The sequence below is a fragment of the Desulfobacterales bacterium genome (assembly GCA_034520365.1).
Taxonomy (GTDB): Bacteria; Desulfobacterota; Desulfobacteria; order Desulfobacterales; family Desulfosalsimonadaceae; genus M55B175.
In genome coordinates this window covers 506424-532170 of the sequence record JAXHNP010000003.1, presented here as the reverse complement: position 1 = coordinate 532170, position 25747 = coordinate 506424, and the positions used below count along the sequence as shown (strand labels likewise).

The window sequence follows — 25747 nt, the reverse complement described above, 5'->3', positions numbered from 1 at the left end:
GGTATAAGGTGTAGGGTGTAGGGTGTAGGGTGTAAGGTATAGGGTTCTTGACACGAGAGGTTAAGCAAATCCGTCTTACTCTTAATCTTGCTCTTAATTTTACTCTTACTCTAAACTCAATGTCGTTTACTTAAGAGTAAAAATCGGCTCGGTTGTCATTTCGAGCGCCAGCGAGAAATCTTGTAATTAAATAATTTTTAAAGATTTCTCGTCACTGTCGTTCCTCGAAATGACAGCTGCGGAATCCAATTGTAGGTTGGGTTGAGGAACGAAACCCAACAATAGATGCTATAAGCAGCAAGTAATCTTGAGATATCATGGAAGAGGCTTAGTTGAACAAAGAACAGACAAAACGAAAACTTAGGCCCTGGATGGTGGTTACCGGCGGTTTACTGGCCCTGATTGTCTGCGGCCTGCTTTTACTGCAGTCGCCGCTGGTTTTGAGCCGGGTGGAGCAGGGCATTAAAAATGCGGTTGAGTCAAGGCTTAAGGTCCGGTTTCATATCGGCAAATTAAGCGGTAACCCCCTTGCCGGGCTGACGCTGCATGATGTTCGGTTTGTGGACCCTGTTTCTGAAACCGCGGTCTTTTCGATCGATCGGATTGAGGCTGCCTACAGCCTGCCCATGCTGCTTGCCGGGGTTTTTCGGGTCAATCATCTGGCGGTTGACGGATTAAGCGCGGATATCCGTCAGTTTAATGAGCGTCACTGGAATCTATGGGCGTTTACGCCCAGGAAAAATAATGCAGACAGCCCGGATGACAGCGGGTCGAATGATTTATCCATTAATATCCGGGACCTGGTCCTGACCAATGCCACATTAACCATTGCCCCGTTAAATGATTCAAACGGGCGGTTCCGCAAGTTTCGATCCGCTGAGTGCCGAACCGATCTCAAAATCGGCAAAACCATACAGGCAGATATCGGTCATCTGGCATTTGATATGGCAGCGCCCCGTATTTCCGTGATCAAAAGTTCAATGCGGGTGGATTATGATTATCAGAATGCGGATATCAAAGTTAAAAACGGCCGGGTTGAAACCCGCCAATCCGAGATACGGATTGACAGCCGTATCCGGTTTGTTCCGAATGGCCCGAGATACGATGTGGCTGCGGATTTTGGAAGTCTGGCGGTGGCTGAGCTAAGCCGGCTGTTTGCCGCTGATTCGGCGGAACAAGGCAAATTTTCCGGTCGGCTGCAGTTTTCCGGACTCCCGGGAGACCTTTCCCATGATCTGCTGCTTCGCTATTCAGAAAGTGAAATCAAAAGTAGCGGCCGCTTGAATCTGGAAAGCTTTAAAGACACCGGGATGGATATAACCGGCACCATGCGCCGGTTTAATCCGGCAAAATTTCCGTTTCTCGAATTAAAGCAGGTGCCCGGCACTATTGATGCGGCCTTTGTTTTTAAGGGCAGCCACCTCGGCCAGGCAAGCCGCAAGGGCCGGTTGGATATGGCGGTTGACAGCGCGGAAGTTTTTGACAGACCCATCGACCAGGCGGAGATCAGGGCGAAGTTTCTGGGCGGCGATCTGATGATCTCTCAGGTTTCCGCCCAAACCCCCTATGGGGATATCTCCGGCACCGGCAATATCACCGGGCTTTTGGATGCAGAAAAAGACAAGCGGTTTGACATAACAGGCACCCTGCAGGCGCTCAGGCCGGCCGCCATTTTCCCGCAATCACTGCCGGATTTGGCGACAGAACTCAACTTAAAATTTAAAGCCTATGCCTTTCTGCCCCAAACATTTTCCCTGGCAGAAAGTTTTGTCCGGGTAAGCGCTGACATACAGCCCTCTGTTATCTACGATGCGGCCGTTACACAGGGCCGTGTCTCAGCCCTTTTGGAGCCGCATCAAATCACTGTGGATCACCTGTCGGTTGAGGCGGATGCCGGTGAATTTGACGGCCGGGGCCGGATCTTTCTAAAAGACCGCGCCTGCCGGCTTGAGACGGCCGTGCGGGTTCCAAGTTTAGAAAAGCTCGCTTCCGTATTGCCGTTTGAGATGGCGGATCCCCATTTATCCGGAAGCCTTGATTTGACGGCAAGTATTGATGGCCCGTGGGCGGCCCCGGATATCACGTTTACGGCGAACGGGCGGCGCATTGGCTGGAAGGATTTCATCAGGGCGGATAAGTGCCGGGTTAACGGGGTTTGGCAGGGGGGGATGGATCAGTTTCATCTCTCGGACACGGTTGATGTGGAAGGGCTTAGAATTGACGGCGCCCGGTTCCCGGCCCTTCATCTGAAAAAGAGTTTAACCCTGGATGCGGCGGTAATCGAGCTTGAAGGGACGGGGCCGGGTGGTGAAAAGATGGTGTTAAATGCGAGGGTGGCTAAGTGGCTGGCACCGGAAAAGCAGGTGACTATCCATCAAATGGCGCTTTCCGCGTTTGATCAGCCGGCTTTGGTAAATGACCGGCCGATTTTTATCCGCATCAACCGGGACCGTCTCGAGATCGGGGATATGCATTTAAATTCCGGGCAGGCCAGCGTGGATGTGGCCGGGGCACTGCCTTTGTCCGGAACCGGGGACATGGCCCTTGAATTCGGGCTGATGAATCTTGATTTAAGCCGGATCATGGGCGTCTGGGGTTTGCAGGAGGCGCTTGGCGGCATGCTTTCCGGCCGGATCAAAGTAAATGGTACAACAGATGAGCCGGCACTGGATGCGGAGCTATCCCTTAAACACTGTGACTGTTACGGGATAAAAGTATCCGAGATCGCCGGATCCGTCGATTATCGCAGCGGAAAAGCCAACCTGGCGTTTACCGGGTTTCAAAATGATCAGGAACTTTTTAGCACCAAAGGCCGCATTCAAACAGAGATCTCTTTAATCCCATTTAAATTCAATCCCCGGCAAAGCCTGGTGGACCTTCATGCGACGCTTTCCGGGCTTAAGCTGTCTGATATCCCCATGCTGAAACATTCCGAGGCCGGGTTTGACGGCACGCTTTCCGGGCAGGCAGATATTCTGGGCAGCCCGATCCAGCCGAAAATATCCGGCCGGCTGGATCTGACAGACGGGTATCTGAATTTCAGTGATCAGGGCCTCACCTATGAAACGCTTGAGGCGCAGCTCCGGTTCTCCCCGGAACGCGTCATCATTTCTGATGCCCGCATTGCCGGGGATAGGGAGGGCAGTCTTAAAATAAACGGACAGGCCGGGCTGGAGGGCTTTTCCCTGGGCAATTTTGATGTTCATATAGCCGGCCGGGATTTTTACGTGCCCTACCGCAGAGGGGCGGATGTCAGGGTGCGCCCGGATCTTCATCTTGCCGGCAGCCTCTCAAAGCCTGAGCTGAGCGGCGAGGTGAAAATCACCCAGGGACGCGTGGATTTGGATTTGTTTCTGGAAAAGCAGCCCTCGGAGATTCGGGTGATTGAGCTGCCTAAAGCCGAAAACGGGATGCTCCGGATTCCGGATAAGAGCCCGGCCCGGCTTAAGCTGATTGATCCGCTGGCCGCTGATATTTCAGTTATCATTCCCGGTAAAATGTGGTTCCGCGGCAAGGATCAGATCGTGGAAATTGCCGGGAATATTGACCTGAAAAAAGAGCCCGGCGGGCAGTTTCTGATTTACGGGCCTTTAAATGTGGTCCGGGGGACATACCGATTCCGCGGCAAGCTGTTTGAGATCACCCAGGGCGAGATCAACTTTATCGGTCAGGAAACCGTTAATCCGCCTGTCCGGTTTCAGGCGGAGACGGAAATACAGGACGTCACCATTATTATCCATTTAAGCGGGACGTTTCAGCAGTTAAACCTTGAGTTCGAGAGCATCCCGGCCATGGAGCAGGTGGATATCATTTCTTATCTCGCCTTTGGCCGGCCTAGCGCCGAGCTTTCATCCGAGGAAAGTTTTAAAGCGGAGCAGGCCGCGCTGAGCATTACCGGCCAGCTCGCTGCAGATGAGCTCCGGCAGTTGCTGGGGGATGTCCTGTATATTGATTATTTAAACATCAGCACCGGCAGCGGGGATCTTCGTCAGGGGTCGGTGGCCATGGGCAAATACGTCACCCCCAAAGTATTTGTCACCTACCGTCAGGGGTTTTCAGAAGAAAGCCCCCGCCGGCTGGAAGTTGACTATGAGATCAACCGGCACTTCAGCATCGAAACCCAGATTGACGAAGAGCAGACGGCCGGGGCAGATCTTATCTGGAATTATGAATTTTAAAACTAATCGAGTTCTTCAAAGTACTCCTGTTCGGCAAAGCACTTGGGACAGACCCAGTCTTCCGGCAGATCCTCGAACTTTGTTCCCGCCGAAATATTGCTTTCCGCATCACCTTCATCCGGGTCATAAACATAGCCGCACGGGCATTCGTATTTTTTCATCATCTCTCCTTTCAGGGTTTAATCTGGTTTAGGGTTCCGTTCCATGCGCAGTTATCGCAATAGATAGGGGTTTCATCGGTTAATTCCGGGATTTCTGACTCATTGAGATCCGGATCAAAGCATATATCTCCGGACTCACAGCTGAATCCATAGGTTTCATACTCATCATCCGGGTCTTTTAGATAAAAACGCTGGTACCGGCATAGCGGACATTTCATCAGATTCTCCTCTCCTCGTATTCGGACAATACTTGCACTCTTTGAAACAAGATATATATTTTTTATTTAAATTCAAAAAATTTTTAAAAAGAGGTTGCTAATGCATGCGCAAAATAAAAGTGTCGAGCCAATGAAAAAGATAACCCTGAAATACACCGCCGGTACCGCAGAAGGTAGTGATGATCTGATCAGTCCGGCAGAGTCCTGTGAGTTTATTTACGGCATCGCCCCCGAGGGCCTGACGCCCTTTGAATACGCGCTTGCGGATAAATCCCCTGGGGATCGCATTCAATACCGGGTGGAGCGAGCGCGGGTCATTGAGACATTCGGCCATCTGCTTTCCAATATGGGCAAGATGCCGATCGATCAGGCGCGTTTTTATTTAACCATCGAGCTAACTGATGTTCAAGAGGCGGATCAACGGGAGGTGGTCCGGGCACTGGCCGGTACCACGGCCTGCGGCGGTGATTGCGGGTGCGGCTGCGGCGGGCATTGATGCTTGCTGGTGACCTGCCGACCGTCAGCGCCGGTCCTGAATTAATCGATACGACCTGGCGGAAACAATTGGAGGCGCTGTGGATGTCTGTAACAAGTTGATAAGATAACAATTCACGCGGTTTTGCTCGCAGGAGATAAAAAAACGCCCGGACCGTTAAAGATCCGGGCGTTGAGAAGGTAAGTTCTTGGTTTGGCTATTAGAAGTAGTAGCCGACGTTGATGTTTAACCGGGTGTTGCGGTTGTTTGATGCCTGCCAGCCGTCCAGATTATCCACCATGGAGCCGCCCATGAAGGTCATGTTTTCAGCTGAAATGACATCAATGTAAGTATAGACCGGGCCAGCAGCCACCAGGCAGCCGACGACGTTCTGCCATGTCGTATTCCAGTCGTCATTATCCGGTTCAATGACCGTGTTGTCGGAGTAGAAAGTCAGGCTGCTGATGGGGCCGACATCGACCGGCAGCGTATAGGCAACGTTGGCAATGCCCATGGTGGCCTCCGTGGGGGCTCCCCATGTAAAGCTGTAACCGCCTACTGTTATCACATCGTCATTGGCGCCTTCCGGATTTTCCGGATCATATTCATACTGGATGCCTTCCAGCTGAATATTCCAGTTGCCGTAATTTCCGACAATGTGAGCGGCGCCGGCATAGCCGTCGCCCGTATCTTCAGTCTGGGTGTTATAAAGCTGGCCATACTGGCCGGAAAGTCCGAATTCCGTGCTGTTGTTCTCATCATGGGTAAACGTATAGGCGCATCGGATGTTGCCCTGATTGGTTTCTTCATTGCCGTTGCCGGTATTCAGGACGTCAATGGAGTACCGGCCGGGATCTGAGGCCCCGAATTCTTCATTTTTATAAAAGGCAAATGCCCAGTCCCACGGCCCATTATTATACAGCGCCTTGATACCCATGTCATAGTCATCTTCGAACCCGTTGTAGTAGGCGCCGGTAAACCAGAAGTTATGGGAGGCATAGGGCTGAATCCCGAAGGGGACCTGGTGGACGCCGATCTGGCCCTGCCAGTTTTCGTTGAAGTTGTAACCAACCCAACCATGATGGGGCGCATGAAAGTTGTATTGCGGATAGAACCGGTATTCAGCGGACATGATCATGTCACCGATTTCACCGTCCAGGTTCAACCGAAACGTGTCAAAACCAAAATCCCCGACCTTTTCATCCTGTGCGTCATCCCAGTCTTTGTAATTATACTGAACGCGCAGGGCGCCGCCGATGTCGATCTTTTCCAGCTGATCATACATTCTGGCGAACTCTTCGGCTGACATGGCGCTGCCGGATGCCGGCACGCACATTAAAAAAGCGGCTAAAAATAATACACCTAATCCTAATTTCTTCATCAGTCGTTCTCCTTTCTCCTTAAAACGTTTTTCCTTAATTATCCTCATTCAAATATTAAAAGCCCCCCTGGCTTTCTTCATGGAGGGGTCCCCTCCATTTGCAGATTAACCCCCCAGAGGATTTGGCGATCCTGTGGGGGGTTAACCCGGTTGTTTCTTAAGATTTCAGCTTTTACTTGAAATTAAAGCAAATTGCAAGGGTTTTTACACCCCCTGGCTTCGGTTTTCGCTTATTTGGCAGTGGCTTTGGCCGCCTCGATCCAGGCATCCCACTTGCCCTGGTTTTTTTCAATCCATTCATCCACATGCCGCTCGATGTCTTCCTGCTTGTCCTGGCCCTCGAACATCTTATTGTTCTGTTCGGCGATATCGCTGAACGGAACGGACATCAGGGAAAACATGGTTTTAATGGCCGGGTTGTTGTTGATGAATTTCTTGTTGGCAACCACCCGGATATCATTTGCCACAAATCCCATCTTGCAGGGGTCGGTAACCGTGCCGGTCAGGCCCTTGGCAACCATATCCTCTTCAAGGCCTTTCTGACCCTCTTTGGGCACGATTTCAGGCACATTGATCCACATCACGTCTTCGCCGGGTTTCAGCTTATAAACCGTCCAGTTCGGCGTCCAGGTATAGAAGAAGACGGGCTCGCCCTCGTTATACCGGGCAATCGCGTCCGCCATGCTGGCGCTGTAACCGGCCTTGATGAGATTGACGTGGTCCCACAGGTCATAGGTGTTCATGTGGAACTTGATGGTTTTTTCGCAACCCCAGCCGGGCGGGCAGGCCACCAGGTCGGCTTTTCCGTCGCCGTTGGCGTCGAATGCTTCCTTGACCTCTTCGCGTTTAAAGTCATCCAGGGATTTAATGTCGTATTCCTCGACATGCTCCTTGGATACCAGGTAGCCCTGGACCGCGCCGGCCCTTACGACGGTGCCGGCCATATCGATTCTTTCCGACCAGTTTCTGGGCAGAAACTCGGCATGCAGCGGGAACCAGCCGTTAGCCCAGAAATCCAGATCGCCCTCTGCCAGGGACCGGTAGAAGATGGGCGCCCCGAGCTTTTTAGCCTCTTCGACATCATAGCCAAGCTGCTCACAGGCTCTGGAATAAAGCGCTTCCAGGAAAAATCCCGTGGTCCATGTGGCGGCTCCCGGTTCAACCTTTTTGCCTTTGCCGGGCAGATCCTCGGCAACGGAGCCCCCGGGAAATGCCATCAGGCAGGCGGCGAAAATCAGTAAAGCCAATCCGGTTCGTGTTAAAATGCGTCTCATGTAAAACCTCCTTTTTGGTTGTTAATTGCTTTATTAATGCCAGGCAGGAATTATTCCTGATCCTGGGTAGAGCCCATCGCCTGGGTGATGCGGTCCAAGACCATGGCCATCAGCACAATGCCTAAACCGCCGATACCGGCGAGGCCGACCTGCAAACTGTTCAAGCCTTCAAAAACCGGCACACCAAGGCCGCCGGCCCCGATCAGGGAGGCAATGACGACCATGGAAAGCGAGAGCATAATCGTCTGGTTCAAGCCGGCCATGATGGTCGTCAAGGCCAGCGGGATCTGAACTTTCCACAGCACCTGCCGCTTGGTGGCACCGAATGCGTAAGTGGCCTCGATCAGTTCCGGGTGGACCTGACGGATGCCCAGGTTGGTGAGCCGGATAATGGGCGGCATGGAGAAAATGATGGTGGCGATAACCCCGGCCACGGTGCCGATGGAGAACAGCATGACAACCGGTACCAGATAGACGAAGGCGGGGGTGGTCTGCATGGCGTCCAAAACCGGCCGTAAAACCGCTTCAAACTTGTTGCTGCGGGACGATATGATGCCCAGGGGCACCCCGATTAAAACATCCACGACAACGGCTGAGATCACCATGGCCAGTGTGGTCATGGTTTCATCCCACAGGCCGGTAAACCCGATAAATGCCATGGCGGCGATGCTGAATATGCCGACTTTCCAGCCGGCTGTTTTCCACCCGATGACCAGAAACGCCAGCAGAATGATTTCTGCAGGCACCCACAATAACAAATCATTGATGCCGTTTAACATAACTTCAATGGGTATTTTGATGGCCTGGAACTGGGGTCTGAAATTGCCCACAAGCCACTCGACCGCTAATTCAATCCAATCGTCGAGTGGAATGGTGTATTTAAATATATCAAACATCTATGCCTCCTAATGGCTTACTTTTTGTGGATTAGCTCTCGGCGTCCGCGGTTTCCTGGGACTGGGGCGCGGGTTCCGTCTCATTCGCTGCAGCCGCTGACCCGGTATACGAACTCCCGGTTTCATCCTCCGCCGCCTCCCGGGTTAGTGTCTGCAGGAACAGGTATCTGGATATCGTGCCGACATATTTGTTTTCCGTGTTAACGATCGGCACGGGGCATTCATAGGAGGTCAGTTTCGGCAGAAGTTCCTGCAGGGTCGCATCATCATTGGCCGGCTCGATCCCCTCTAAGAAGGCCGGGGAAATATCTTCTGAATTGATGGATTCGTCTTTTAGGGCTGCCTGGATTTTGGTGAGTGATACGACGCCAACGTATTCCCGGTTTTTGCGGAGTACATAGGCATATTCGCGGTCAAATTCATTCAGCCGCTGGCGGACCGCCCGGAGGCCGGCTTTATGCAGCGGTAAAGTGACCTGGGTCGTCGTGGCGATGTCGCCCGCTTTGTAAACATTGGTGGGGTCAACGCCCCTGAAGAATGCCCGGACATAGTCATCTGCCGGGTTTCTCATAATTTCTTCAGGCGGACCGATCTGGACAATCCGGCCGGACTCCATAATCGCGATCCGATCACCGATGCGCATGGCTTCATCCAGGTCATGGGAGATAAAAACCACCGTCCGTTCGCTGCCTTCCTGCAGTTTCAGTAGTTCATCCTGCATTTCTGTCCGGATCAAGGGGTCAAGCGCTGAAAACGCCTCATCCATCAGCATGATATCCGGATCCACAGCAAGGCCCCGGGCAAGCCCTACGCGCTGCTGCATGCCGCCGGACAATGCGCTCGGATAACTGTTTGCCACATGGCTTAAACCCACCTGTTCGAGGGCATCCATGGCCCGGTCTTTTCTTTTTTTTTCAGGGATTTTCATTACCTCCAGGCCAAAAGCGGCATTTTCAAGCACCGTTAAATGGGGCATGAGTGCAAAGGATTGAAATACCATGCTCATGTAATCCCGCCGCATCTGGATGAGTTCATTTTTGTCCATTTGGGTGATATCCTGGCCCTCGACAATAATTTTTCCGGAGGTCGGCTCAATCAGCCGGTTTAACAGCCGCACCAGGGTGGATTTGCCGGAGCCGGAAAGCCCCATGATCACAAAGACTTCACCGGCATAGACTTCGAAGCTCGCATCGTGGACCCCGATGGTCAGGCCGGTCTGTTTATAGATCTCATCCTTTTTTTTCCCTTGCTTAATGAGCTCAAATGCGGGTTGGGGATCGCCGCCAAAAATTTTAAAGGCGTTCTCCACCCGCAGCCGCTCTTGCGCATTGTTCCCATTAGTTGCCATAATTTCTATCCTCTAAGTGAATTCTTGGTTACTTAGTGTTGAAGAGGTGCGCATCCAACCCGTTCGGTCGTGCAGCCGTCCATGGAAAACCAAAACTTCTCTGCTGCCGGGAGTCTGCTCCATATTTTCCAGATATCATTCAATTTTAGCTGTATTTAAAAATAACGTGTTTCGAAAAAAAAACAAAAAAATAGTTCGCGGACAAAAAATAAATTTTTGAGTTGTCCGTAAATTTTTGGAAACTAAGGGTTTCAAATAAATTTATTTACTAAAATTTTCTTGCTTTGTCAAACTGCGGGTTCCTTAATTCCTTAATTCCTTAAAATACTCAAGCATGATTCAGGATTGAAAATAATCCATTGAGTTTATATAATTTTTTATTAGGTGTGAATCTTTGCAAATCAATTTGTCGCAGATAACGCCTGCGGCAAATGCGGCCTCCAGCATAATCAGATGTTTTTGTTTTACTTGTTGATGTTTTAGGATAACCTATTATGATGATGATGAGTCGTGTATTCGCAAACATTGAGTATAAAGCAGAATAAGAGATGCATAGGACGTTGAAATCATGCAAAAGTCGATTCTGATCACCGGGGCTTCTTCCGGTATTGGTAAGGCCGTTGCCCATGAAATGGGGCGAAAAGGCTACGCCGTGGCCCTGACGGCGCCGCGGCAGCATCTTGTTGATGAGATCGGAGAAGATATTAGGGCCCGACATCATCCCCCGCAAATCATTTCGCGGGCCCTGGATGTGACCGATCATGGTGCGGTGTTCAATACGGTATCCGAAATCGGGGATTTTTTCGGCCGCCTGGATATCGTCTTTGCCAATGCCGGCATCGGGCTGGGGGAAAAGGTAGGAAGCGGCGATTTTGAAAAGGCCCGTAAGACAATTGAGGTTAATCTGATCGGTGCCATGGCCACGGTGGACGCCGCGATCAGTCTTTTTTTGGCTCAGGGCGGCGGCCACGTGGTGGGGACGAGTTCGATCGCCGCCCTGCGCGGTTTTCCCCGAAGCTCTTCATACAGTGCGTCAAAGGCCGGGCTGGCCATCTATCTGGAGGCGGTCCGGGCGGAATGCCTTAAGAGAAATATCGATGTCACCGTCCTGTATCCGGGCTATATTGACACTCCGCTCAATCAAATGCTGCCCAGCCGCCCCTTTCTGATATCCGTGGAAAAAGGGGCGGCCATTATTTGCCGGCTGATTGAGAAGCGGGTCAAATCCGCCTGCGTGCCGGCCTATCCATGGGCCGCGGTCGGTCCGCTGCTTAAAATTCTCCCTCTTCGGATGATCGCAAAAATGTAGAACCTAAATTGAGCGATTTTCAAGTTTGCCGCAGATACAAGGAAAATGATGTCGAGCTATACTGACTCGTACGTGAAATTCCGAGGGATGCAGCGCAACAAAGATATTGGACTTTTTGCGAAGCCGTCAAGGGCAAGTTAGCTGACGAACGGCCTGCGCAGCACCGTATCTTTTTTCCAGCGCAGGTCGTTTTTTTCCGGATAGGCGATGTTATAATGCAACCCCCGGCTCTCCTTCCGGTGTTTGGCGCAGCGGATGATGAGCTCGGCCACCAGGGCGATATTTCTGAGCTCGATCATGTCCGGGGTGACTTTAAAATTCCAGTAATACTCCTCAATTTCTGACTGCACCATTTCAATGCGCCGCTGCGCCCTGGCCAGGCGTTTGTCGGAGCGGACGATCCCCACGTAATTCCACATGAATCGCCGGATTTCATCCCAGGTATGGGAGACCATAATGGCTTCGTCACTGTCGAGGGTGCCCAGATCATCCCAGGGCGGGATTTCGGGCAGCGTTTCGTATTCAATAGAATCCAGTTCTTCAACCGTTTTCAGTGCGGCCTGATTGGCGTATATCAGGGCCTCTAGAAGGGAGTTGCTGGCCAGGCGATTGGCGCCGTGAAGGCCGGTGCAGCCGGTCTCTCCAATGGCAAAAAGCTGCTGGATGTTTGTTCGCCCGTAAATATCGGTCACCACCCCGCCACACATGTAATGCGCCGCCGGCACCACCGGAATGGGCTCCGTGGTCATGTCAATACCGAATTTCAGGCATTTTTGATAAAGGTTGGGAAACCGGCTTTGAATGTAATCCGCCGGCTTATGGGAGATATCCAGAAAAACCGAGTCATCCCCCCGTTTCTTTAATTCCGAGTCAATGGCCCGGGCCACCACATCCCTGCAGGCCAGTTCCTTTAGCGGGGTGTATTTCTCCATGAAGCGATCCCCTGACGCATTTAACAGAACGCCGCCTTCGCCCCGCACCGCCTCGGAGATCAGAAAGTTTTTGGCCGCCGGATGAAACAGGCAGGTGGGGTGAAACTGGACGAATTCCAGGTTGGCCACGATGGCGCCCGCCCGGTAGGCCATGGCGATGCCGTCGCCGGAGGCGATATCCGGGTTGCTCGTATACGAATAGACTTTTCCGGCCCCGCCGGTGGCCAGCACCACATTTTTGGCACAGAATGTATGAATTTCCAGGGAAAAGCGATCCAGCACGTAGGCACCATAGCAGTAGTCCTCATGGGTGGTGATGATGAGCCCCCGTTTTAACCGGGTGGAGCGGGTAATGAGGTCAATGGCGATATGGTTTTCAAATATGCGGATGTTGGGGTGCTGTTTGGCCTTTTCGATCAGCGCCTTTTCAACCGCAAGACCCGTGAGATCCGCTGCATGGACGATCCGGTTCTGCGAATGCCCGCCCTCCCGGCTCAAATCCAGGTGCAGCCCGCTGGCCTGGGAGTTGTCCCGGTTAAATTCAACCCCCAGATTGATCAGCTCCCGGATCCGTTCAGGCGCCTGCCTGACCACCATTTGCACCACGTCCTCATGGCACAGGCCGTCGCCGGAGGCCAGGGTATCTGAAATATGCAGGTCAAAGGAGTCCTCCTGGCCGAAAACAGAGGCAATCCCGCCCTGCGCGTAAGCGGTGTTGCTCTCCTGCATATTTCTTTTTGTGATGAGATGGACCCGGCCATGATCCGCGGTCTTGATGGCGAAAAGCAGGCCGGCTAAGCCGGAGCCGATAACCAGAAAGTCAGAATGGTATTCCATGAGCCGATTCTTTTATAACAGGGATGATCGTTTACGTTTGCCGCTGGCGCCAAGAATGATCCCCACAAGCAAAACGCCTGCGCCGATCAGAAACCATTTGAGGGCTTCAGAGAGAAAGGCGTCGGATATTTTAGCTTCAAGGGATGCAATTTTTTGATTTTTTTCTTCAATCTGGCGGGCGAGGCTCTCGTTTTCGTTTTTGAGTTTTAATACATCTGCTGAGGCTTCCTTCAGCGCCTCGTACTCGGTGCGGATTTCTGCCAGCTTATCCTGGGTCTGGGCAATCTTCTGGGAAAGAAGCTGATTGTCTGAGCGCAGGGTGCTGTTTTCCGCTTGAAGTTCCTTGACCTGTTTTTCCAGCGGATCGTATTTGGCCTTAAGGGTTTCATACTTTTTGCTGTCCGGTACGGCATCGGTTAAATAGCGGCTGATCACCCAGCCTTCCCGGTTGTCTGAAAGCCGGACCCGTGTCCAGCCGTTCTCGGTTTTAAGGGCCTCAAATTTGGTGCCTGAGGATACGGTTTCCATAACCCGGTACTTGATGCCGGGGCCCTTTCGCACGGTTATTTGGTGGAGGTCATCCACGTATTTGGTTGCGGCGCCTGCCGGTGCGGCAACGATGAGCAGGCTGACAAAAACGCCGATAAGAATTCGCATGGCATGGTTCTCCATTATGTTAAATTCCGGGACAGGCATAACCCTTTATATTTATTTTGCTTTTTGAAAAGTGGTTAATATATATGAATTTTTTCGGGGATTCAAGCAAAAATCCGGTCAGCAAAAATCCGGTCATTTCGCTGCGAGCGCGCTTAGCCGCTCCCTTAAGCCGGACAGGCGCATTTCCGGCTTGTTGTTGCCAAGGGCGATGGACAGGGCCTTTTGGCTGCCCAGCAGAAAGACCAGGGATTGCGCCCGGGTAATGGCGGTATAGAGAAGATTGCGCTGGAGCATGATATAGTGGCGGGTAATCAGGGGAAGGATGACCACGGGATATTCTGAGCCCTGGGATTTGTGCACCGAGATGGCATAGCCGAGGGTTAAGTCTCCGGTCTCATCCATGGCGTATTCAACCTGCCGGCCGTAAAAATCGATGGTTAATTCTGAATTGGCGGGCGAGGCGCCTATAATCGTGCCGATATCCCCGTTATACACCTCTTTCTGGTAATTGTTTCTAAGATTCATGACCTTGTCTCCGGTCCGGAAGCCGGTACCGGGGATCGGAGGGTTTCCGGTATTCAAAGCGGCCTGGAGCTTCTGGTTTAAGTTGATGGTGCCCGCCACGCCCTTATGCATAGGCGAGAGCACCTGAATGGATTTTAGCGGATCAATGCCAAAGGACTTGGGCAACACCTCGGTACAAAGACGGCAGATGGTGTTTGCAATGGCCTCTGGATCCTGTTCTGCCAGAAAGAAAAAATCCCCGTTTTCGGTGGCTGCCGCATCAAACGGGTCGTTTTCCGGGAATTCCGGGAACTCCCCGTTTCTCACCCGATGGGCGTTTAAGGTAATCCGGCTTTCCGCGGCCTGCCGAAAAATTTCGGTCAGCTGGCAGACCGGGAGGATCCCGGAATTGATGAGATCCGCCAGAATATTGCCGGGGCCAACAGGCGGGAGCTGAAACGCATCCCCCACAATGATGAGCCGGCTGGAAAGGGAGACCGCGTTTAAAAGGTGATGCATGAGCGGCGCATCCACCATGGAGGCTTCATCAATGATGATGGCATCCGCATCAATCGGCTTATCCTGATCGCGGCCGAAAAAGTTGTCCGCTAAATTATATTCCAGGAGTTTGTGGATCGTATGGGCGGGGATATGGCTCATCTCAGAGAGGCGCCTGGCTGCCCGGCCGGTGGGCGCGGCCAAACAGATCCGCTTGCCGAGCTGCCTGAAAACCGCGGAAATCGCGCGGATCAGGGTGGTCTTGCCGGTGCCCGGCCCGCCGGTAATAATGACCACGCGATGGGTCAGAATTGTTTCAAGGGCATTGCGCTGCTCCGGGGTCAGCTCAACCAGAAGCGAGGAGAGAATGCGCTCGAGCAGCTGATCCGCGGTCATTGGTAAAGGCGCCACCGGTAAAGCGAGCAGGGCGGATACTCGGGCGGCAATGGCGGCTTCTGCCTCAAATAAACCTTTCGGATAAATCCGCCGGCTGGCTTCTGCTTCCGGAAGGGCGTCGACCACCACTTCATCTGCATCTGTCAGCGCATGGATGGCCGCCCGGATATCTTCCCTTTCGATTTCAAAAAGCCGCTGGGCGTGGTCCAAAAGGTCGTCCTCAAGCAGAAACACATGGCCCTTGCCCGCGGCCTCCTGCAGCAGGTGGCGCACGCAGGCTGTTGCCCGCTCCGGTGTTTCCGGGGCTATGCCTTCGCTGATGGCGATACGGTCCGCAATGGCAAATCCGATTCCGCGGATATCCTCGCAAAGCCGATAGGGTGATTCCCGGATGATGTCTATGGCAGCGGGGCCGTAAAGATTGAATATTTTTTCGGCATACACGCCGCTTACCCCGTTTTGTTCGAGATAGGCCATGATTTGGCGGAATGCCTGCATGGCCTGCCATTGTTCGTATATGGCGTTGGCCTTGGCCGCGCCGATCCCCTCGACCGCCGTTAATTTTTCCGGCGCGGTCTCAATGATGTTAAAGGTGTCGGTCCCGAATGTTTTAACAATGCTTTCCGCAGTGGCCCGGCCGATGCCTTTTATCACACCGGCGGTGAGGTAATCTTTGATGCCCTCGATGGTGGCGGGAAGCCGCGATTCTATGGTTTCAATGCGAAACTGCTCTCCGTATCTGGGGTGTGTGGTCCAATGGCCGGTGAGCCGGACATTTTCTCCGGCCACAGGCGAAGGCATGGGGCCGACCACGGTGACCGGCGTCCGGGATTGATCCAAGATAAGCCGTGCCACCGTAAAGCGGTTTTCGGCATTGTGATAGGTGATGTGATGAATCCGGCCGTCGAGTTTGCTCATAGGGAAAAAGAATTATCCGGCAGGCGCTGAATGATCCATGCGGCCGCCTCTCGCAGATCTGCTGCAATGTAATCCGGCTGGTGATTGTTTTGGCGAAGCGCTTCCGGATCAATTTTATGACACCCGGTCTTTACCAGAACGGCGGCGCCGCAGCCGGCATTTCTGGCGCATTGGATATCCTTCGGGCTGTCGCCCACCATGACCGCGGTAGAAAGGTCAATGCCGTATCGTTCGCAGGCCTTAAAAATCAAGCCGGGCTTGGGTTTTCTGCAGGCACAGTGATCCGCCGGCTGATGGGGGCAGTAAAAAATATCGGTTAACCGCCCGCTGTGCTCTAAAATACGCCGGGCCATGTTTTGGGTGATGCGGTCCAGTTCCGCTTGGTCCATATATTTTCTGCCCACCGCGGACTGGTTGGAAATGATGAAAATGGGGCAGCCCGCGCGGGTTAAGTCCCTAATGGCGTCCAGGCTTCCGGGGATGAATTCGAATTCCGCCCAGGATTTGATATAATCCGGGGAATCCCGGTTAATGACGCCATCGCGGTCTAAGAATACCGAATGTTTAAGCATATCGAGCCATTCGGAATCATTGACTATTTGTTCAGGGCAATTTTGAGCACATTGCGCATCTTTTCCACAAAATGGAACTGAATCGCGCTTTTGACATTCTCCGGCACATCCTCCAGGTCTTTTTCATTCCATTTGGGCAGGATGATGCTTTTGATGCCCGCCCGGTGGGCGGCCAGCACCTTTTCCTTAATCCCGCCAACCGGCATGACCTGGCCGCGCAGGGTGATCTCACCGGTCATGGCCAGATCCTTATAAGTAGTGGTGTTGGTTAAAATCGAGGCAAGCGCCGTCAGCAGGGTAACGCCCGCGGAGGGGCCGTCTTTGGGAATGGCGCCTGCCGGAATGTGAATGTGCAGATCATATTCCTGAAAATAGGTTTCATCAATGCCCAGGGATTTGGCATTGCTTCGCAGGTAGCTTAAGGCCGCCTGGGCGGACTCTTTCATGACCTCGCCCAGCTGCCCGGTAAGCGTGAGGTTGCCTTTGCCTTTCATGGCCGTGGCCTCAATAAACAGGATATCCCCGCCCGCCTCGGTCCAGGCAAGGCCCATGACCACACCGGGGGTGGAAACGCGTTTTTTCATTTCCTCCTGGGTAAATTGGACCGGGCCCAGATAATCCGGAATATTTTTGACATCAATTTTAACATATTCCGCCTCCCCGGAGGCGACCTGGCTGGCCACGCCGCGGCAGACCGTGGCGATTTCCCGTTCCAGATTTCTAAGCCCCGCCTCACGGGTATACCCGGTGATAATCTGTTTGATGGCGCCCCGGGTGAAATGAATCTGATCGGATTTCAATCCGTTGGCCTCCCGCTGCCGGGGGACCAGATATCTGGAGGCGATTTTTATCTTATCCTCCACGGGATAGCCGGACAGGCGCAGGACCTCCATCCGGTCGCGAAGGGCCGGCGGGATCGTGTCCAGAATATTTGCTGTGGTGATAAACATCACTGAGGACAGATCATAGGGGACATCCAGGTAATGGTCCTCAAACGTATTGTTCTGCTCCGGGTCCAGCACCTCAAGCAATGCGGAAGAGGGGTCGCCCCGGAAATCACTGCCTACCTTGTCGATTTCATCGAGCATGAATACCGGGTTTTTGGTACCGGCGCGGCGCAGGCCCTGAATAATACGGCCCGGCATGGCACCTACGTAAGTCCGCCGGTGCCCCCTGATTTCCGCCTCGTCCCGGACACCGCCCAGGGAAATGCGGATGAATTTGCGGCCCAGCGCCCGGGCGATGGAGTGGCCCAAAGAGGTTTTGCCGGTGCCCGGCGGGCCCACAAAGCAGAGGATCGGTCCCTTGATATTCGGATTTAATTTTCGGACCGCGAGATATTCAAGGATTCGCTTTTTGGCTTTTTCCAGGCCGTAGTGATCCCGGTCCAGGATTTTTCGGGCTTTGTCAAGGTCTAAGTGGTCCTCTGTCTGTTCGTTCCAGGGAAGGGCGATCAGCCAGTCCAGATAGGTCAAGGCCACGGTGTATTCCGCGGACGAGGGATGCATCCGGGACAATCGGTTCAGCTCCCGTTCCGCCTCCTTGGCTGCGGCCTCGGGCAGATTTTTTTCCTGGATTTTTTCGCGGTACTCTTCCATCTCGGCGGTGGTTTCGTCGGTTTCCCCGAGTTCCTCCTTGATGGCTTTCAGCTGCTGGCGAAGATAGTACTCGCGCTGCTGTTTTTCCATATCCCCCTTGACCTGGGACTGAATTTTATTGCCGATTTCAAGGATTTCCAGCTGGTAGTTGACCAGCTGGGTCACCTTTTTGAGCCTCTCCTTGACATCTAAAATTTCGAGGATCTTCTGTTTTTCCTGGGTGGTGGAATTGATGGTGGAGGTGACCATATCCGCCAGGGTATCCGGTTCTTCCAGGGATTTGGCCATGGTGATCAGCTCCTGGGTCAGCCCGGAGGAAAGCTCAACGACCCGCGCATACTGATTGGTCAGGTTCGCCATCAGGGCTTCTGTTTCCTTGTCTTTTTCCCATTCCGGCATCAGGGAGGCAATCCGGGCCTTGAAATAGGGATTATGCTGGGTGTATTCATCGATTTGAAACCGACCCAATCCCTGCAGAATCAGCTGCGCCTTGTTATCCTCGGCTTTGGCCATTTTAAGGATTACGGCGCTGGTGCCGTATGTATAAAGGTCTTCCGGCTGATATTCGGACTTGGCTTCCTTTACGTTTGAGGTGATGGCGCCGATGATCCGGTCCTTGGACATGGCCTCGTCGATCAGCTGAATTGAGGACTCCTGCATGACAATCAGCGGAAGCACCATTTTCGGAAATAAAACAACATCATACAAAGGGATTACGGGAATTATGTCCGGTATTTTTTCTGGTGAATATCCTTGCTGCTCAGCGTCTTGTGTCATTTGCTGCCTCCAGAACTCACATATGTTAACTCTTGGATAAGCATGTAAAGCCCTCTCATGCCGTGAAGCGGGCTAAGCGGGCGCACCGTTATTCAGGCTTTTTCAAAAACGGTTCATTCATCATTGATGGGGACGTTATGCCGGGACTTCTGGGTCAACTTGTTGACCCGAATATAGAGCAGCCCTTTTTTGTATATGGCATTAACTGAATCCGTATCAATCGCAGCCGGCAGATAGAGTACGCGCTCAAAATTGCCGTACTGAATTTCAGCCAGACGGTATTTGCCGTTTTCCGCCGGCGGCACGCCGATTCTTCGGCCGGCCATGCGGATGGCCCGCGAGTTTATCTCAAGCTCCAGATCCTCTTTATTAACCCCGGCCATTTCGGCAATCACAATGATTTCAGTTTGCGTTTCAAAGATATCCAGCGGCGGATACCATGTATTTTTGGAAAACGAGTACATAGGGCCCATCGAGTGAAACATGTCGTTGATGGTTTTTTGGAATTTTGCCCCTAAACGATCAAAATCATCTGCCAGTCGGATTTTGATGTAATCCATGGATGACTCCTGTTTTCATTCGGGTTCAAATCGGCGTACAATACCCCGGCCTGTATTGAAAATTACTCAATTTTGGCCTGATTAAAAAATAAAATTAACATTGAATCAGGAAGTTGTAAAGTTGGACGGTGAAACTATTTTTGCAGCCATAAAAAGATGGACTCGTAAAATGTCGATTCTGGGACGGCAAAGAAAAAAGTTCAAGATCGCGGCGCGCAAATCCCGAGGAATGCAGCGCAACAAAGATATTGGACTTTTTGCGAAGCCGTCATAAAAAAAGGCTTATGAGGGACCAGCCCCATAAGCCTTATATTTCCTGGTAGGCGGTACTGGATTTGAACCAGTGACTTCTACCGTGTGAAGGTAGCACTCTCCCACTGAGTTAACCGCCCTTATGTGTCCCCAAAAATAATGGCTCATTCATTATCAAGTCAAGAATTATTTTCGGAGTTGGTGTCAGTATCGGCCGGATCATTGGCATCGGGCTTAAACGGCAGGGCCTGTTCGTTGGGTTTGGCGGGCGTCTGGAGGTCATCGATTTCCCTGGGGGTGGGAAGATCCTTTAAGTCTTTTAAATCAAATGTTTCAAGGAATTTTTGCGTGGTGGCGTAAACCATGGGGCGACCGGGAATTTCCCGTCTTCCCAGAATCCGGATGAGTTTGCGGTCCAGCAGCAGGCGGATGGTGTTTCCTGAATTAACGCCCCGGATGTGCTCGATCTCACTGCGCATCACCGGCTGCCGGTAGGCGATAATCGCCAGGGTCTCCAGGGCGGCCTTACTGAGTCTGGCCGGGGAGGGCTGAAACAGTCGCTGGATGTATGGCTTGGACTCAGGGCGGGTTCTGAACTGGAAGCCCCCGGCCACCTCATGGAGCGCGAACCCGCCGTTTCTGTTTTCAAATTCCTCTTTCAGGGCTGTCAGTGCAGCTTTTATCTGCTCGGTGCCGGTTTCGGGCACCGCCTTTTTGATTTGATCCACGCTCAACGGCCCTTCTGAGACAAACAGGAGGCTTTCTATGATCGATTGGAGTGAAGCCGTATCCGGGTTATCCGCCGCCGGATTAGTCGATGAGCTTTGCATCAGGGGATTCCCGGTAAATAAGCCGTAAGCTGCTGTATGGGTCGTTCTGCATCAGGCGGACCATGTTTAGTTTGACGATTTCAAGGATGGCCAGGAATGTGACGATGATCTCCTTTCGATCGGGGTTTTCCGATAACAGCCCATCAAAGGCAAGCGCCCCTTTTTCTTTGATCCGGTCAAAAATTTCCGTCATTTTTTCTTTTACGGAAATTTTTTCAAAGGTGATATGAAGCTCCGTCTGATCCGCCATTTTATCTAAAAGGGAGCGGTAGGCATTGAAAAGACTGATAAGATCCGCCTGAATGGTTTCCTCATGGGGATCGGGCATAAGATCCGATTTTTCGACGCTCCGGGTGAAGACGTCCTCGTCCAGCATGGGCTGGGCGGCCAGTTTTTCCGCCACGGATTTCATCTGCATGTATTCAAGCAGCGGACCGGTAAGCTCCTTCCGGGGGTCGTCTTCCTCCTCCGTATCCGCGTCGACATGGCGGGAAGGAAGCAGCATCCGGGACTTCAGGTGCGTCAGGGTGGCGGCCATGACCAGAAAATCCCCGGCAATATCGACATCCAGGGATTTCATCCATTCCAGGTAGGCAAGAAATTGGTCGGTAATAAACGCAATCGGGATGTCATAGATGTCCACCTCATTTTTTTTAATCAGATGGACGAGCAGGTCCATGGGCCCCTCAAAAATGTCCTGGAGTTTTATTTTATAGGGTTCATTGTTCATTTTTAGATTTTCAGGGCCTCCCGTACGCCCTCCATGGTCCGCTGCGCCTCGGCTGCGGCTTTTTCATTACCCCGGGCGATAATGTCTTCGACCAGATCCGGCCGCTGCTTATAGTATTCGGTCTTCTCCCGGATCGGGGCCAGGGCGGCAATCAGATTTTCCGCCATTTTCTGCTTGCACGCAACACATCCGATCGCCGCACTCCGGCAGTCTTTGTTGACCTCCGATATCATATCCGCTGCTGAATACATCTGGTGAAATGAAAACACGTTGCATACATCCGGATCCCCCGGGTCGCTTTTTTTGATGCGCTGGGGGTCGGTGATCATGGTCGCCACTTTTTTTCGGATGGCCTCTGGCGTGTCAGAGATAAAAATGGCGTTGTCATAGCTTTTGCTCATCTTCCGGCGGTCCGTGCCCAGGATTTTGGCGGATTCGGTGAGAATCGTCTCCGGCTCCGGAAAGACATGGCCATAAAAGTAATTAAACCGCCGGGCGATTTCCCGGGTAATCTCTATGTGCGGGGCCTGATCGATGCCCACCGGCACACCTTCGGCCTTATAGATAATAATATCCGCCGCCTGAAGAATCGGATACCCCAGGAAACCGAAGGTGGACAAGTCCTTGTTTTTCAGCTCCGCAATCTGTTCCTTGTATGTGGGGTTTCGCTCCAGCCAGGGCACCGGGGTAATCATGGAGAGCAGCAGGAACAGCTCTGCATGGGATTTGATATGGGATTGCACAAAAAGCGTGCTTTTATCCGGTGAAAGCCCGGCCGCGAGCCAGTCAATCATCATGTTCCGGCTGAACTCTTTGATATGCCCCGGATTTTCATAATCGCTGGTTAATGCATGCCAGTCAGCGATAAAAAAGAAGCAGTCAAATTTATCCTGCATGCTGATCCAGTTGTTAAGCGCCCCATGGAGGTTTCCGAGATGAAGGGCGCCGGTTGGCCGCATGCCGCTGACAATCCGTTTTTTTGCAGTCATTAAAAATCTCCTGTTTCCATTATATATAGCCTTGAAGCATCCAGTTCATCAACGGGGATATAAAAAAAGATATAAACAGATCAAGAGAATTCGTCATTAGCAGAACAATCAGAATGAGGATGCCGAAGGGCTCAATGGTCTGGAACTGCCGGCTGTATTTTTGCGGCAGCAGCATACTCAGGATGCGCCCGCCGTCAAGCGGCGGCACCGGAATCAGATTGAAAATGCCCAGTACCAGGTTAATCATCACGCTATAGGCCAGAAGCTGGATCAGGAGGGTACCAATGGGCGAGGATGCGGAGGATGTCAAAAACCCGGGAAACAGGCGGATGCCCTGAAGAATGGCCGCGCAGCCAAGGGCTGCTATAAAGTTGGCGACCACCCCGGCAGCCGCGACGCATAGGGTGCCGATCCGAATGTTTCGGAGGTTTCTGAAGTCCACCGGCACCGGCTTGGCATAGCCGAATATGACCGGAGAGCCGGAAAATTTAAGCAAAAGCGGCAGCAGCACCGATCCGAACGGATCCAGGTGCTTAACCGGATTCAGGGTAAGGCGGCCGGCGAATTTGGCGGTCATATCCCCGAACCGCAGCGCCACATAGCCGTGCGCCACTTCGTGAATCGTGATGGCGAACAAAAGCGGCAGAAAAACAATGATCAATTGGATTGGATTAATATTCGATAGCATATTTCCTCAACAGGGCGAGCTCCTCGTCCTTTGTCTGGGCTTTGCCGTCTAACTTGGCTTCAAGGACGGCATTTAAGATTTTGCTGTATACCGGAGACGGCGGGACGCCCAGGGCTTTAAGGTCTTTTCCGCCCACTGACAGGCGCACCTCCCGGAGATCGGTAACGTAATGGGAAATCATTTTTTTGATGGTCTCGTGGTCGGTCAGGGCCATCATGTACAATATCAATTCGATGCGGAACTCTTTGAGCATCCAGTATAACTCGCTTTTGGCGGGGGGCGGTTCCCGGTGCAGGCGGTGGATGCAGTCTTCTGCGGCAAGCCGTTCTTTGATAAAGATTTTTTGATGCTTCGGCCCCAGTTCGAACCGCTGGCAGATGTGCGATGATGTGGGCTCATCCTTATGCCTGAGCAGGATGAGAAAATAGATCGCCCAGCGCATGTAATCCTCTTCGGTATAGAGAAGCTCAAACCAGGAAATGGCCTTGCGCGCGGCATTCAACCGGGCCACCATTGATTTATTGAATTGAATGCCCGGATCTATGACGGTCAACAGGTTGTAATCATGTAACCGGGACAGGGCGGGAAGCGGGGCATCTTCCTTTAAAATCTGGCAGAGCTCCGAGAATACGCGCCGTCCGGAAAGGCGCCTGAAAAAATCCATGCGGACCGCGTTTTCGATCAACCCGGAGGTGAGTTTACCGATGGTAAATCCGAAACGCTGTTCAAATTTTATGGCGCGAAAGACCCGGGTGGGATCTTCGACAAAGCTTAGATTATGCAGAATCCGGACGGCTTTTTCCTTGATGTCGCGCTGGCCGCCGAAAAAATCGATCAGTTTGCCGAATTTTTCGGGATTTAAAAAAACCGCCAGGGTGTTGATGGTAAAATCCCGCCGGAAAAGATCGAGTTTGATGGAGCTCATTTCAACCGTCGGCAATGCCGCCGGAAATTTATAGTACTCCATCCGGGCAGAGGCCACATCGATTTTAAACCCGTCCGGAAATATGACCACGGCGGTGCCGAATTTGGCGTATGCGTTAATTCGCGCCCCAGATCGTTTGGCAAATTCCCTGGCGAATTCAATCCCGTTTCCCTCGATGACGATGTCCACATCCTCATTATGGCGATACAAAAAAAGGTCGCGGACGAAGCCGCCCACCACATAGGCATTAAAGCCAAGCTCTTTAGCCACATGCCCGATATTGGCGAGCCGTTCATAGAGCCGCTCCGAAAGCCGTTCCTTCATAAACCCGACAATTCGCTTGGTCCGGGGAGGCGGTGACTCTTTCAGGGGATCGTGGGGCTGAATCAGTTTCTCCTGGGATTCATGAAAAAGCGTGTTCAGCAGGTCCGTTCGGGTGATGACCCCGACAAGCTGATTGTCTTCCATGACCGGGAGTACCCGCTGGTTGCTTTCGATAATTTTTTCCTGGATTTCGAAAACGTCCGCATCAAGGGCGACAACGGCAAATTCGGTGGTCATATATTCGCTGATCGGGATGGTGTCCAGTTTGTGGTGAAGCGCCTTCTCAATCACCGGCCGCGTGATAAACCCCTGTAATTGCGGCGACTCATCGCTTTCCCGGACCACCATGAGCGCATTGATATTATACCGGGAGAGGAGGTTTCGCGCCCGGGCGCAGGAGATATCCGGCGGCGCCTGGATGGGCGGGGTGGACATGATGTCCTGGGCCCGTTGCCTGGACTTTACCTTTCTTCTAAGGATTTCTAAAAGCTTCTGTTCCGTCTGAACCAGGGTTTTGTCTTTTATCGTGGCCGCAGCGGCAAAACTGTGGCCTCCGCCCCCCATCTCCATTACAATGGCCCCCACATCCACTTCCGGCGCTCGGCTTCTGGCAGCCAAATATATTTTGTTTTTCATCTGGGCGATGGCAAAGATGGCGTTTAAATTTTCGATCTTGAGTATTTTCTGGACCAGAAAGGCCAGATCATGGATATACTCTTCGCAGGAGACCGTGCTGATGGCCACATCAACCCCATTGATATGATGATGCACCTCGGCGTGGATCAGGTCATTTAACAGGGCGATCTGGCCCGGATCCATCTCTTTGGCCGTCAGGTTGGCAATGGTGGTCAGGTTGGCCCCCTTTGACACCAGATAGCCGGCCGCCGCAAAATCTTCCGGTGTGGTGGACGGAAATGTGAAAGACCCCGTGTCCTCAAAAATGCCCAGGCACATGATGGTGGCTTCATCCGCGAGGATATCAAGATTTTGTTCACGAAGTATTTCAGTCAGAAGCGTTACATTGGCCCCGGTCAAACGGCAGACTTCATAATCCGCCTTGATGTCATTTTTCAACGCCGGATGGTGATCAAACACATGAACTTCTATGTCCTTTCGATCCAGCAGGTGGCTTAAATCCCCGATGCGGGATGCCTGCTTGGTGTCCACAACAACAAGCCTTTTGATTTGAGCGTCCGCAATGGATTTGGCATCCGTCATATTAAAGAGATAGGCCATGGCATCGACAAAGAAATGTCTGGAGGATTTTTCATGGAATCCGGGAAAGACCACCACCGAATGGGGATATAATTTCTGGGCGGCCAGCATAGAGCCCACCGCGTCAAAATCCGCGTTCAAATGGGTGGTGATCACTGTTAATCCATCTTGTGTGTGGTTCATGGGCTGCCCTTGCTCGGCTTCCTTTCCGGCTGAAAAACAAGTATTTGGAATTCTTCATTAGCAGAAAAAATATGGCTTATGCAAACAGGTTCAAGCGATTTCATCAAAATAATAGGATTTGA

At 52.3% G+C, this 25747-nt stretch carries 20 protein-coding genes and 1 tRNA gene; 3 read left to right on the top strand and 18 right to left on the bottom strand.

The genetic code is table 11. From position 1 onward, the window contains the following. Positions 1–332 precede the first annotated feature (332 nt). The gene (locus tag U5L07_05695) at positions 333–4178 is read left to right on the top strand and encodes a translocation/assembly module TamB domain-containing protein (GenBank protein ID MDZ7831223.1); all 3846 of its coding nucleotides are present in this window, start codon (positions 333–335) and stop codon (positions 4176–4178) included. 2 nt (positions 4179–4180) lie between these two features. Here U5L07_05695 and U5L07_05690 read toward each other — a convergent pair whose 3' ends face one another. Both U5L07_05690 and U5L07_05685 read right to left on the bottom strand, forming a co-directional pair. Then, on the bottom strand, positions 4181–4339 hold the full coding sequence (locus U5L07_05690) for a rubredoxin (GenBank protein MDZ7831222.1): 159 nt from the start codon (positions 4337–4339) through the stop codon (positions 4181–4183). 11 nt (positions 4340–4350) lie between these two features. Continuing rightward, a complete protein-coding gene (locus tag U5L07_05685) occupies positions 4351–4557 on the bottom strand; it encodes a hypothetical protein (GenBank protein MDZ7831221.1) in 207 nt (68 codons plus the stop codon). A gap of 130 nt (positions 4558–4687) precedes the next feature. Here U5L07_05685 and U5L07_05680 point away from each other — a divergent pair, with 130 nt between their 5' ends. Next, on the top strand, positions 4688–5053 hold the full coding sequence (locus U5L07_05680; GenBank protein MDZ7831220.1) for a hypothetical protein: 366 nt from the start codon (positions 4688–4690) through the stop codon (positions 5051–5053). A gap of 199 nt (positions 5054–5252) precedes the next feature. On the opposite strand, the gene U5L07_05675 is transcribed toward U5L07_05680, so the two are convergent. From U5L07_05675 to proV, 4 genes are all read right to left on the bottom strand, one after another. Beyond that, positions 5253–6413, bottom strand: coding sequence for a hypothetical protein (locus U5L07_05675; GenBank protein ID MDZ7831219.1), 1161 nt, complete (start codon positions 6411–6413; stop codon positions 5253–5255). Positions 6414–6643: 230 nt separating this feature from the next. Continuing rightward, a complete protein-coding gene (gene proX, locus U5L07_05670) occupies positions 6644–7687 on the bottom strand; it encodes a glycine betaine/L-proline ABC transporter substrate-binding protein ProX (GenBank protein MDZ7831218.1) in 1044 nt (347 codons plus the stop codon). Between the two features lie 50 nt (positions 7688–7737). Beyond that, on the bottom strand, positions 7738–8583 hold the full coding sequence (locus U5L07_05665; GenBank protein MDZ7831217.1) for a proline/glycine betaine ABC transporter permease: 846 nt from the start codon (positions 8581–8583) through the stop codon (positions 7738–7740). Positions 8584–8614: 31 nt separating this feature from the next. Then, positions 8615–9931 carry a glycine betaine/L-proline ABC transporter ATP-binding protein ProV gene (proV, locus tag U5L07_05660; protein ID MDZ7831216.1) on the bottom strand — a complete coding sequence of 439 codons (1317 nt, stop codon included), beginning with the start codon at positions 9929–9931 and terminating at the stop codon, positions 8615–8617. Between the two features lie 568 nt (positions 9932–10499). Between proV and U5L07_05655 the strand changes: the two genes are divergently transcribed. Continuing rightward, positions 10500–11240: an SDR family NAD(P)-dependent oxidoreductase gene (locus U5L07_05655; protein ID MDZ7831215.1), complete on the top strand. Its 741-nt coding sequence runs from the start codon at positions 10500–10502 to the stop codon at positions 11238–11240. Between the two features lie 137 nt (positions 11241–11377). Here the strand turns inward: U5L07_05655 and nadB are convergent, their stop codons facing one another. From nadB to U5L07_05595, 12 genes are all read right to left on the bottom strand, one after another. After that, positions 11378–13009, bottom strand: a complete 1632-nt coding sequence (gene nadB, locus U5L07_05650) for an L-aspartate oxidase (protein MDZ7831214.1) — start codon at positions 13007–13009, stop codon at positions 11378–11380. 12 nt (positions 13010–13021) lie between these two features. Then, positions 13022–13666: a TIGR04211 family SH3 domain-containing protein gene (locus U5L07_05645; GenBank protein ID MDZ7831213.1), complete on the bottom strand. Its 645-nt coding sequence runs from the start codon at positions 13664–13666 to the stop codon at positions 13022–13024. A gap of 132 nt (positions 13667–13798) precedes the next feature. Further along, positions 13799–15982 carry an ATP-dependent RecD-like DNA helicase gene (locus U5L07_05640; GenBank protein MDZ7831212.1) on the bottom strand — a complete coding sequence of 728 codons (2184 nt, stop codon included), beginning with the start codon at positions 15980–15982 and terminating at the stop codon, positions 13799–13801. Beyond that, positions 15979–16554, bottom strand: coding sequence for a D-glycero-beta-D-manno-heptose 1,7-bisphosphate 7-phosphatase (gene gmhB / locus U5L07_05635; GenBank protein MDZ7831211.1), 576 nt, complete (start codon positions 16552–16554; stop codon positions 15979–15981). Before gmhB ends, U5L07_05640 begins: the two co-directional genes overlap by 4 nt. Before the next feature lie 23 nt (positions 16555–16577). Next, positions 16578–18929: an endopeptidase La gene (lon, locus tag U5L07_05630; protein ID MDZ7831210.1), complete on the bottom strand. Its 2352-nt coding sequence runs from the start codon at positions 18927–18929 to the stop codon at positions 16578–16580. Positions 18930–19042: 113 nt separating this feature from the next. Further along, the gene (locus U5L07_05625) at positions 19043–19489 is read right to left on the bottom strand and encodes an Hsp20/alpha crystallin family protein (GenBank protein MDZ7831209.1); all 447 of its coding nucleotides are present in this window, start codon (positions 19487–19489) and stop codon (positions 19043–19045) included. Positions 19490–19806: 317 nt separating this feature from the next. Beyond that, positions 19807–19881, bottom strand: a tRNA-Val gene (locus tag U5L07_05620). A gap of 39 nt (positions 19882–19920) precedes the next feature. Continuing rightward, positions 19921–20571, bottom strand: a complete 651-nt coding sequence (scpB, locus tag U5L07_05615) for an SMC-Scp complex subunit ScpB (GenBank protein MDZ7831208.1) — start codon at positions 20569–20571, stop codon at positions 19921–19923. Next, positions 20552–21301 (bottom strand): segregation/condensation protein A, encoded by a 750-nt coding sequence (locus U5L07_05610; GenBank protein ID MDZ7831207.1) that lies wholly within the window; start codon positions 21299–21301, stop codon positions 20552–20554. Before U5L07_05610 ends, scpB begins: the two co-directional genes overlap by 20 nt. A gap of 2 nt (positions 21302–21303) precedes the next feature. Continuing rightward, on the bottom strand, positions 21304–22290 hold the full coding sequence (trpS, locus tag U5L07_05605; GenBank protein ID MDZ7831206.1) for a tryptophan--tRNA ligase: 987 nt from the start codon (positions 22288–22290) through the stop codon (positions 21304–21306). Between the two features lie 19 nt (positions 22291–22309). After that, positions 22310–22978, bottom strand: coding sequence for a site-2 protease family protein (locus tag U5L07_05600; protein ID MDZ7831205.1), 669 nt, complete (start codon positions 22976–22978; stop codon positions 22310–22312). Then, entirely contained in the window at positions 22962–25625 is a 2664-nt protein-coding gene (locus U5L07_05595) for a CBS domain-containing protein (GenBank protein MDZ7831204.1), read from the bottom strand. The genes U5L07_05600 and U5L07_05595 overlap by 17 nt, the downstream gene beginning before the upstream one ends. Positions 25626–25747: the final 122 nt, after the last annotated feature.

What these genes read in the sequence shown, in the direction of transcription:
- U5L07_05685 (MDZ7831221.1), bottom strand. Translation starts at nt 4,557, where the DNA reads ATGAAATGTCCGCTATGCCGGTACCAGCGTTTTTATCTAAAAGACCCG.
- U5L07_05690 (MDZ7831222.1), bottom strand. Translation starts at nt 4,339, where the DNA reads ATGAAAAAATACGAATGCCCGTGCGGCTATGTTTATGACCCGGATGAA.
- U5L07_05640 (MDZ7831212.1), bottom strand. Translation starts at nt 15,982, where the DNA reads ATGAGCAAACTCGACGGCCGGATTCATCACATCACCTATCACAATGCC.
- gmhB (MDZ7831211.1), bottom strand. Translation starts at nt 16,554, where the DNA reads ATGCTTAAACATTCGGTATTCTTAGACCGCGATGGCGTCATTAACCGG.
- U5L07_05625 (MDZ7831209.1), bottom strand. Translation starts at nt 19,489, where the DNA reads ATGGATTACATCAAAATCCGACTGGCAGATGATTTTGATCGTTTAGGG.
- proX (MDZ7831218.1), bottom strand. Translation starts at nt 7,687, where the DNA reads ATGAGACGCATTTTAACACGAACCGGATTGGCTTTACTGATTTTCGCC.
- U5L07_05655 (MDZ7831215.1), top strand. Translation starts at nt 10,500, where the DNA reads ATGCAAAAGTCGATTCTGATCACCGGGGCTTCTTCCGGTATTGGTAAG.
- lon (MDZ7831210.1), bottom strand. Translation starts at nt 18,929, where the DNA reads ATGACACAAGACGCTGAGCAGCAAGGATATTCACCAGAAAAAATACCG.
- U5L07_05665 (MDZ7831217.1), bottom strand. Translation starts at nt 8,583, where the DNA reads ATGTTTGATATATTTAAATACACCATTCCACTCGACGATTGGATTGAA.
- U5L07_05610 (MDZ7831207.1), bottom strand. Translation starts at nt 21,301, where the DNA reads ATGAACAATGAACCCTATAAAATAAAACTCCAGGACATTTTTGAGGGG.
- U5L07_05595 (MDZ7831204.1), bottom strand. Translation starts at nt 25,625, where the DNA reads ATGAACCACACACAAGATGGATTAACAGTGATCACCACCCATTTGAAC.
- U5L07_05600 (MDZ7831205.1), bottom strand. Translation starts at nt 22,978, where the DNA reads ATGCTATCGAATATTAATCCAATCCAATTGATCATTGTTTTTCTGCCG.
- U5L07_05680 (MDZ7831220.1), top strand. Translation starts at nt 4,688, where the DNA reads ATGAAAAAGATAACCCTGAAATACACCGCCGGTACCGCAGAAGGTAGT.
- scpB (MDZ7831208.1), bottom strand. Translation starts at nt 20,571, where the DNA reads ATGCAAAGCTCATCGACTAATCCGGCGGCGGATAACCCGGATACGGCT.
- U5L07_05675 (MDZ7831219.1), bottom strand. Translation starts at nt 6,413, where the DNA reads ATGAAGAAATTAGGATTAGGTGTATTATTTTTAGCCGCTTTTTTAATG.
- U5L07_05645 (MDZ7831213.1), bottom strand. Translation starts at nt 13,666, where the DNA reads ATGCGAATTCTTATCGGCGTTTTTGTCAGCCTGCTCATCGTTGCCGCA.
- proV (MDZ7831216.1), bottom strand. Translation starts at nt 9,931, where the DNA reads ATGGCAACTAATGGGAACAATGCGCAAGAGCGGCTGCGGGTGGAGAAC.
- trpS (MDZ7831206.1), bottom strand. Translation starts at nt 22,290, where the DNA reads ATGACTGCAAAAAAACGGATTGTCAGCGGCATGCGGCCAACCGGCGCC.
- nadB (MDZ7831214.1), bottom strand. Translation starts at nt 13,009, where the DNA reads ATGGAATACCATTCTGACTTTCTGGTTATCGGCTCCGGCTTAGCCGGC.